General features: G+C 72.4%; 8 protein-coding genes and 2 tRNA genes. 5 read left to right on the top strand and 5 right to left on the bottom strand.

Going from position 1 to position 8,381, the window contains the following annotated elements:
* Positions 1-711: C40 family peptidase (locus FM110_RS01105; protein WP_143276195.1), on the top strand; the 711-nt coding region annotated here is incomplete at its 5' end.
* 645 nt (positions 712-1,356) lie between these two features.
* Here FM110_RS01105 and tig read toward each other — a convergent pair.
* A complete protein-coding gene (tig, locus tag FM110_RS01100; protein ID WP_087101850.1) occupies positions 1,357-3,063 on the bottom strand; it encodes a trigger factor in 1,707 nt (568 codons plus the stop codon).
* A 90-nt stretch (positions 3,064-3,153) separates the two neighbouring features.
* A tRNA-Pro gene (locus FM110_RS01095) sits at positions 3,154-3,227 on the bottom strand.
* 226 nt (positions 3,228-3,453) lie between these two features.
* Here FM110_RS01095 and FM110_RS01090 point away from each other — a divergent pair.
* The 4 genes from FM110_RS01090 (at position 3,454) to FM110_RS01075 (ending at position 4,736) form a co-directional block, all read left to right on the top strand.
* Positions 3,454-3,524 (top strand) — tRNA-Gly (locus FM110_RS01090).
* A 137-nt stretch (positions 3,525-3,661) separates the two neighbouring features.
* Complete coding sequence (locus FM110_RS01085) at positions 3,662-3,916, top strand: type II toxin-antitoxin system Phd/YefM family antitoxin (protein WP_087101848.1); 255 nt, start codon at positions 3,662-3,664, stop codon at positions 3,914-3,916.
* A 5-nt stretch (positions 3,917-3,921) separates the two neighbouring features.
* On the top strand, positions 3,922-4,182 hold the full coding sequence (locus tag FM110_RS01080) for a Txe/YoeB family addiction module toxin (protein ID WP_087101846.1): 261 nt from the start codon (positions 3,922-3,924) through the stop codon (positions 4,180-4,182).
* 56 nt (positions 4,183-4,238) lie between these two features.
* Positions 4,239-4,736, top strand: coding sequence for a methylated-DNA--[protein]-cysteine S-methyltransferase (locus FM110_RS01075; RefSeq protein ID WP_087101844.1), 498 nt, complete (start codon positions 4,239-4,241; stop codon positions 4,734-4,736).
* A gap of 122 nt (positions 4,737-4,858) precedes the next feature.
* Here the strand turns inward: FM110_RS01075 and FM110_RS01070 are convergent, their stop codons facing one another.
* From FM110_RS01070 to FM110_RS01060, 3 genes are read right to left on the bottom strand one after another with little or no spacing between them, the layout of a single operon-like run.
* Complete coding sequence (locus FM110_RS01070) at positions 4,859-6,415, bottom strand: hypothetical protein (RefSeq protein WP_087101843.1); 1,557 nt, start codon at positions 6,413-6,415, stop codon at positions 4,859-4,861.
* Complete coding sequence (locus tag FM110_RS01065; protein ID WP_087101841.1) at positions 6,412-7,044, bottom strand: ABC transporter ATP-binding protein; 633 nt, start codon at positions 7,042-7,044, stop codon at positions 6,412-6,414. The genes FM110_RS01070 and FM110_RS01065 overlap by 4 nt, the downstream gene beginning before the upstream one ends.
* Positions 7,041-8,270: an alpha/beta fold hydrolase gene (locus FM110_RS01060; protein WP_159457940.1), complete on the bottom strand. Its 1,230-nt coding sequence runs from the start codon at positions 8,268-8,270 to the stop codon at positions 7,041-7,043. The genes FM110_RS01065 and FM110_RS01060 overlap by 4 nt, the downstream gene beginning before the upstream one ends.
* Positions 8,271-8,381 lie beyond the last annotated feature (111 nt).

Here is an 8,381-nt window from a genome sequence, read left to right as displayed (position 1 = left end):
CCCCCGGCCGCCGCCCCCCAGGTTGCGGCCCCGCAGGTCGCCGCCCCCCAGGTTGCGGCTCCCGCCACCATCCAGGCCGCCGTGCTCCCCGCCGGCAAGACCGTCGCCCGCGGCCACCGCGGCAGCACCGTCGAGACCCTCCAGGTCGCCCTGAACCACAACGGCGCGAGCCTCGCGGTCGACGGCAAGTTCGGCCCCGCGACCCACGCCGCCGTCGTCGACTTCCAGCAGGAGAACGGGCTCAAGGTCGACGGCCGCGTCGGCCCCGAGACCCGCGGTGCGCTCAACGAGTCCACCCCTGCCTCGGTCGGCAAGGGCACCACCCGCAGCGCCGACAACGAGGACGACTCGGACGAGTCGAGCTCGGATGAGGGCTTCAGCTCCAACGCGATCGTCCGCGCCGCCCATTCGCAGAAGGGTGCCGACTTCAACTGGGGCTCCTACAGCCCGGGTCGCGCCTTCGACTGCTCCGGCCTGACCAAGTACGCCTACTCCAAGGCCGGTATCTCGCTCCCCCACAGCTCCTCGGCTCAGGCCAATGGTGGCAAGCGCATCTCGAAGTCGCAGGCGCAGCCCGGCGACCTCGTCGTGTGGCCCGGTCACGTCGGCATCTACGCCGGTGGCAACAAGGTCATCGACGCCGGCCGCTCCCCCGACGCCGTCTCCGAGCGCAACATCTGGGGCAACCCCCGCTTCGTGACCTACCGCTGATCGGCGGACGGCACCTCCTGTCGCTGAGAACCCCCGACCTGCACTGCAGGTCGGGGGTTCTGCGCGTTCGGGGGCTGGATCACGCGCCGGGCACTGCTCATTTCCATGCACACCAACCCAGTCACAGGTTCCCCGGGACACACGTACGCGGACCTGCACCTCGGCATCTATCGGCAAGCCAGCGACGAGATGAAGGATCAGCGACTGCGGGGCGCACATGACCGCAGCTCCCTCCGATTCACCAGGTCCCGGCATGCAAGAGCATCGAGCCGCCAGGGGGCGTCGAACCGCCAGACTGTGCTCGAACCTCGAGCACAAGGGAAGTGCGGGTACTCGGTATTCGGGAAGCCGCCATTTCTTCGTCCTCGCGACGCCACCGCCTGAGCGAGTAGGAGGAAAGTGCTGGAATCACACCCAGGTAGCGACCAATTCCTCGTACTCGCTGCGTCTGCTTTCTTCGGAGCAGAGTGAGCAGGCCCTGGCCCAGCACAGGCACCGTCACTTCATGCCAGAGCCCCTCTCCGAGATACCTCCAGAACGACGAGATCCCCGCAGCGCTCCGTCTCCGGGGTGCTGCGGGGATCTCCCGTTCACGTCTCCGACCCGTTCACGTCTCCGACCCGGTCAGGTCGGAGGTGCAGAGGCTCAGGACTCGGTGGAGTCCTCGGCCGCGGCGGTCGTCTTCTTGGCGGCGGGCTTGCGCGCCGGGGCCTTCTTCGCAGGCGCCTTCTTGGCCGGAGCCTTCTTCGCAGGCGCCTTCTTCGCGGGCTCCTCCTCCGCAGCGGCCTCGGTCGCCTCAGCGGCGTCCTCGGACTTCGCGGCAGCCGTCGTCTTCTTGGCCGCCGGCTTGCGCGCCGGGGCCTTCTTCGCGGGCGCCTTCGCGGCGGGAGCCTCGTCCGCGGCCGCGGCCGCGTCCTCCGCCGGAGCCTCAGCGGCGTCCTCGGACTTCGCAGCGGCAGCCGTCGTCTTCTTCGTGGCCGGCTTGCGGGCCGGAGCCTTCTTCGCAGGCGCCTTCTTCGCCGGGGCCTTCTTCGCGGGCGCCTTCTCCTCGGCGGGAGCCTCGGCATCCTCCTCGGAGGACGAGCCCTCGAGGCCGAGGTCGATGACGTCGCCGGAGGCGTTCTTCACCGTGACATCGGCGAGGGCCACATCCAGCGCCTTGGCGCGCTGCGCCTCGGCGAAGACGGCCTCGATCTGGCCGGACTGGGCGAGCATCTGGATGAACTGGTTGGGGTCCATTCCGTAGGTCGCGGACAGCTGCGCCATGTAGTTCATGAGGTCCTCCTGGCCGACCTCGACCTCACGGGTCTCCAGGAGGGCATCCAGCAGGAACTGGGTGCGGATGGCGCGCTCGGTGTCCTCGCGGATCTCCTCGCCGTGGGGGTCGCCCTCGGGCTTGCCCTCGTTCTGGAGGTGCGCGCTGATCTCCTCGGCCACGAGCGACTCGGGGACGGGGATGTCGAGCTCCTCGAGGATCTTCTCGAGGAAGGCGTTGCGGGCCAGGGCCACACGGTTGCCCTCGGCGTCGCGCTCGGCCTGGACCTTGAGATCCGCCTTCAGCTCGTCGATCGTGTCGAACTCGGAGGCGAGCTCGGCGAACTCGTCGTCGGCCTCGGGCAGCTCGCGGACCTTCACGGACTGCGGGGTGACCTTGACGTCTGCCTTCTCGCCCGCGCGGTCGCCGCCGGCGAGCTCGGAGGTGAAGGTGGTGGTCTCGCCGGCCGAGAGGCCGATGAGGGCCTCGTCGAGGCCGTCGAGCATGGTGCCCTCGCCGATGCGGTAGGAGACGCCCTCGACGGTCTCGATCTCCTCGCCGTCGATGGTCGCGACCATGTCGAGGGAGACGAAGTCGCCGTCGGCGGCCGGACGGTCGACGCCCACGAGGGTGCCGAAGCGCTCGCGGAGCGCGTCCAGACGCACCTGCACGGCGTCGTCGTCGACCGCGGGCTCCTCGATCTCGACCTCGATGGTCGAGAGGTCGGGCAGCTCGATCTCGGGGCGGACGTCCTGCTCGACGACGAACTTCAGGTCGCCCTCGTCCTTGCCGTCGAGGCCGGGGACATCGGTGATCTCGACCTCGGGGCGGCCCACGGGACGGATCTCGGCCTCGAGCGCGGCCTGCTGGTAGAACTCGGGGAGGGCGTCGTTGACGGCCTCCTGCATGATCGCCGGGCGGCCGAAGCGCTGCTCGACAAGTCGCGAGGGCACGCGGCCCTTGCGGAAGCCGGGGATCTGGACCTGGTCCGCGATCTTCTTGGTGGCCTGCTCGATCGCCGGCGTGAGCTCGGCGAACGGCACCTCGACATTGAGCTTGACCCGCGTGGGGCTGAGCTTCTCGACAGCGGTCTTCACTGGCGGATCTCCTGGTGTGCGCATCGATGATGGGTGGTCTTGTCGTCGCTGCCTGCCGGGTGCCCTGCTGGGCGCCGCCGCGACTGCGAGTCGGGGTGACAGGATTTGAACCTGCGACCTCCCGCTCCCAAAGCGGGCGCTCTACCAAGCTGAGCTACACCCCGGAGGGCAACCCTCCCGAGCTTACCCGTTCGCGCTGGCGAGCACCCCGACCGTCCCAGCGGCCTGTGATCCGCCTCTCCGCGCACGAACCATGGCGCACGTGCGGCAGGGCACTGCACGGCTGTGAAGCCGCAGTGGGAATGACGCCGCTGCGGGGATCTGCTTCAATGGACCCGGCCCTCATCCGTCGACGTCGGCAACCACCGCGACATCGACGATCGGGGCCTCGCGGATGTAGCTCAATGGTAGAGCCTCAGTCTTCCAAACTGATGACGCGGGTTCGATTCCCGTCATCCGCTCGGATTGTCATGAGTCGCGTCATCGTTCACGAACGGTGGCGCGATTCGTGTTGCATGGCGCGACGATGCGCACCCATGAGCGCCGCCTTGAGCACCGCTTCCCCGCCGCGTACAGTTATCCGTACAGGGGGTGTGCCGTGAAGACATTCAGCTACACCGAGTCCCGCGCCAACTACGCGCAGGTGCTCGACGACGTGGTCAACGACCGTGAAGAAGCCGTCATCACGCGTGCGGGGCACGACCCCGTCGTCATCGTCTCACTCACCGAGTACGAGGCGCTCCGCGAGACGTCCTACCTCCTGCGCTCGCCGGCCAATGCCCGTCGCCTCCTGGACTCCATCGAGCGCCTCGACGCGGGACACGGAGACCGCCACGACCTCATCGAGGACTGACCGCCGTGCTCATCGTCTGGGACGAGAGCGCCTGGGAGGACTATCTCTGGTGGCAGGCTCAGGACCGTCGGACGCTGAAGCGCATCAACCTGCTGATCCGCGACGTGGGACGCCACGGCAACGAGGGGCTGGGCAAGCCCGAGGCCCTCAAGCACGGCCTGGCGGGGTACTGGTCGCGCCGGATCACCGACGAGCATCGGCTCGTATACGCCATCGTCGAGGACGAGATCCGCATCGCCAGCTGCCGGTACCACTATGAGAGGTGACCCCCGCGCGGGGGCGATGCCTCCGGTTCCTCTCCGACCTGCCTTGGAGGCACGCCATGACTGACGCTGCCCCCCGCCACCGCACCATCAGGACTCCGCTCGGCGAATACACGATCGCCGCCGAGGGCGCGGCGATCACCGGCATCTGGCGCCGCGACCAGGCGCATTTCCCGGGGCCAGACCGTCTGGGGACCGCTGCTGCGGACAATGCGCTGCTCGACGAGGCCGCGGCGCAGCTCCTGGCCTACATCGCGGGCGAGCGCGAGGAGTTCGACCTGCCGCTCTCGCCCCGCGGCACAGATTTCCAGCGCCGGGTCTGGTCGCTCCTCGCCGAGATCCCGCGCGGGTACACGACGACCTACGGCCAGATCGCTCGCGTCCTCGACGCCCCGCGCGCGTCCCAGGCCGTCGGCGGTGCGGTGGGCTCCAACCCGATCTCGATCGCGATCCCCTGCCATCGGGTGCTCTCCTCGACGGGCGCGATCACCGGCTATGCGGGCGGCGTGGAGACCAAGCGGGCTCTGCTGACCCTGGAGGGCGTCGAACTGCCCTGAGGGCGGGGCACCCCGCGTCATCCCCGGGCCCAGGCACAGGACCCTTTCCGGAGCGACACCGCCTGGTGGCGCTGAGGCTCGCAGCAGAAGACTCGCTCTGGAGCGACCACCGCAACGGCGGCTCAGCCCTGCAGCTCCCGCATCCGCGTGACCGCCCCGACGCCGAGGACCGCGAGCATCGCCCCCGCCGCGATGAGCGCCGCCGCCGGGCCGATCCCGGCGCCGAGGGCCAGAAGCACGCCCGTGGCGATCGCGAGCAGCGGGCCATCGGCCTGCCACGCGAGCATCGGGATGATCGAGGCGTCGCCCTGGGCGGTGGGCATCGGCATCGTCAGGCGCAGCGGCATCGGCCCCTTGGCGGCGTCGCGGACGCGACCGATCACCAGCAGCGGTGCCATGAGCACGGCGGCGGTGACGCCTGGAGCGCCGCCCGCTCCCGACAGGACGGCGGGCAGCGCCCCTGACCCGGCGGCGAGCACGGCCACCAGCAGCGGGACCGGCAGGTGGCAGAGCACCTGGCGTCCTGCGCTCTGCCCGAACAGGCCGGGCGCCCCGATCGTCGCGATGCCGTGCCGGGCGCCGTCGACCAGGGCGCTCGCCGCGGCGTGGGACACCAGCGCCGCACCGGCGACGAGGGTCCAGCGGACCGGGCCCGTCAGCGGCGCGGAGAGGGCGAGCGCGGCCCCGGCGGCGAGCATCCCGAGCACCGCGGCGACGGTCCGCTCGGGCGTGCGGGCCAGGGCGACGAGGTCGCGTCGGGCGTACAGCCGCAGCAGCGCGACGGGACCCGCGCCGCCGCTCGCACCGATCGCCGGCAGGCGGCGACCGGCCGTGGGCAGCGCCCGGAAGGCACCGGCCGCGGCCGCGAGGTCACCGGAGACGGCGGTCGTGGTGGCATCGGCCCAGCGCCGGGCCTGCTCGAGCAGCACGGTGCCGCGCACCCGGTTCAGACGGAGCGCGCCGATGACGACCGCTGCGAGCCCGGCGAGGACGAGCACGAGCGCCGCGATATGCCCGTTCTCCGCAGCTCCTGACCCGCCGGGCAGCGCCGCCCCGGGTCCGATGAGTCCACCGCCCGGGAGCAGGGCCGCGGCGAGGCCCGCGAGCACGAGCGCACCGGCGAGGATCCGGCGCACCGTCGCCCCTGCGATCTCTCCCAGCAGCCAGGCGCCGCCGGCCAGCAGCGCCGCACCCGCGCAGGCGGCGGAGAACACGGCCGCCTCCCCCGCGCTCGCCAGGCCCGCCTGCACGAGCGTCCCGGCCATCAGGGCCCCGAGCACGGTCACGAGCGCGGCCAGCGCCCCGAGCGCCCGCGCGAAGGGCCGCAGGAGGGCGCGCCGCCGCGGCATCGACGAGGAGGCGAGCGTGACGGTGAAGAACGGGGTCAGCAGGGCCGGTCCGCGGACCGCGCCGACGAGGACGAGCAGCGCGCACAGGGCCAGCCATGCCCCCGTGAGCACGTTCGGCGCGCTGCCCGAGAGGAGGTACGGGATCACATCGGGGCGGGCGAGGGCGCCGATGACCGTGCGCCCCGCGGGCACGCCGATCACGAGCACCGTGAGCACCGCGACGTACACGAGGTAGAGGCGGTCCCCGCGGGTCGGAGCGCCGTCGCGCGACTGCCAGACCTCGAGCGCGCCCGCGAGCGGGGACGCCGTCGCGCGGGCCGTGGCGCTCACACGCCCTCCAGGTGCACGCGCTCGTCGGCCAGGGCGTCCAGCAGGCGGGGGCTGTGGCTCGCGAGCACGATCGCGGCCCCGGCATCGGCCCGGACGGCGAGGACGTCGATGACCTGCTCGAGGCGGTCGGCGTCCAGGCGCTGCTCGGGCTCGTCGAGGAGCAGCACGTCGAAGGGACGGGCCAGCGTCATCGCGAGCGCGACCAGCTGGGACTGCCCGCTCGAGAGCTCGTGCGGGTAGCGCCGGGCGAGGTGCTCGATCGCCAGGTCCGCCAGCAGGCGCTCACCCTGCTCCCGGGCGGTGCCGGCCGTCGCGCCCCAGGTGGCGGCGATGAACTGCAGGTGCTCGACGATCGTGAGGTCGCGCGCGGTCTGGGGCGGGCCGATGAGCGCGGCCAGAGAGCGGCGGAAGACCGGGTCGCGGTCGACGGGCACGCGACCGCCCACCAGGGCGACGCCCTCCGTCGGCTCGAGCATGCCGGCGAGCACTCGCAGCACCGTCGTCTTGCCGGAGCCGTTAGCGCCGGTCAGGGCGAGCACGTCGCCTGCCTCCACGCTGCCGCTCGCGCCGTCGACCATGAGGACGTCGTCGTGCAGCACGGCCAGTCCCGTGAACTCGGCGGCGCTCATGCCAGGCCGCGGGGCGTGCGGGGGAACGGGGCGAGAATCCGGTCCGCGAGCAGGAGACCGCGGACCGCGCGGGGCACGACCGTCCCCGAGCCGGTCGGCCGGTGGCGTCGTGCGAGCGCGGAGGCCGACGCGGGGAGCTCGCGGTGCCGGTCCTCGGCGAGCGCGTCGAGCACCTCGAGGAGCAGGCCGTGCCGCGAGTCGAGGGCGCTGTGGCCGTGCCCGGGGATCTCGAGCAGCGTCGCATCGGGAAGGGTCTGCGCCGCGATGCGGGCGATCGGGGGCGGGGTGCGCAGGTCCCGCTCGCCCACGAGCACGACGGCGGGGACGTCGACGGCGGCCAGCTGGGTGCGCAGGTCGTAGTGCTCGCCGCGGAACGGCGGCACGCCGGACCGGGACAGCACCGCCGAGGGGTCGAAGATCCCGCCGTCCGGCTCGGCGGTGTAGTCGAGCTCGCCGTAGGCGATGCCGGCGACCAGATCGGTCTCGGCCAGGTGGCGCATCACCTGCCCGACGTCCCGCTGGAGGGCATGGCGGATGAGCCGGCCGGTCAGCGGGGAGCGGCCGACGACGAGCTGATCGAGCCAGCGCTTGAGCAGCGGCGCTCCCCCGAACTCGTGCAGCAGGGAGGCGACCGCGCCGAGCCGGAGGGGTTCGTGGCCGTCGCGCTCGACGAGGATGCGGATCTTCCGCGCGACCTCGGCGGTCTCGGGCCAGGCCCCGTCCCACAGCAGGGAGCGGGCCCAGGCGCGGGTCTCGTGGACGTCCGCCGCCCCGAGCAGCGGCGCATCGAGCACGAGCCCGGCCAGGCGCTCGGGCGCGGTCACGGCGAGCGCGCCCGCGACGTAGCTGCCGTAGGAGGAGCCGGAGACGATCGCCCGGTCGATCCCCTCGGCGTCGAGCACGGCGACCAGATCGTCCACGACCGTCGGCACGGTGACCGCCGCGACGGGCAGGTCCTCCCCCGCGGCATCGGTGCGGGACAGGCCGACCCCGCGGTGCTCGACCATGACGATGTCGAGCCCGCGGGCGACGGCCTCGGCGCGGACGTCGCGGTACATCAGCGGGACGGCGACGCCGGGGCCGCCCGCGATCACCAGCACCACCGGGCCGGCCCCGGGGGCGGGTCGCAGGTAGGCCAGGTCGAAGGCGGGGGCGGTCGCAGCGGCCTCGCGGCGCAGCAGGCGCAGGCCCGCCTCGCGCCGCGCGGCGTCCTCTCGGGTCTTCATGGCACCCATCCCACCGCATGGCGCCCCGGCCGCGGTACCGACGATCGTCTCGTCCGCGGACGCGATCGGCGGGGGCGGTCAGCGGCGTCGATCAGCGGCGACGACCGACGA

It is taken from the genome of Brachybacterium nesterenkovii (genome assembly GCF_900163655.1).
Taxonomy (GTDB): Bacteria; Actinomycetota; Actinomycetes; order Actinomycetales; family Dermabacteraceae; genus Brachybacterium; species Brachybacterium nesterenkovii.
This window is presented reverse-complemented; position numbering and strand designations above follow the sequence as displayed.

Coding starts and splice junctions, on each gene's coding strand:
- FM110_RS01075 (WP_087101844.1), top strand. CDS start 4,239: ATGACTGACGCTGCCCCCCGCCACCGCACCATCAGGACTCCGCTCGGC.
- FM110_RS01065 (WP_087101841.1), bottom strand. CDS start 7,044: ATGAGCGCCGCCGAGTTCACGGGACTGGCCGTGCTGCACGACGACGTC.
- FM110_RS01060 (WP_159457940.1), bottom strand. CDS start 8,270: ATGAAGACCCGAGAGGACGCCGCGCGGCGCGAGGCGGGCCTGCGCCTG.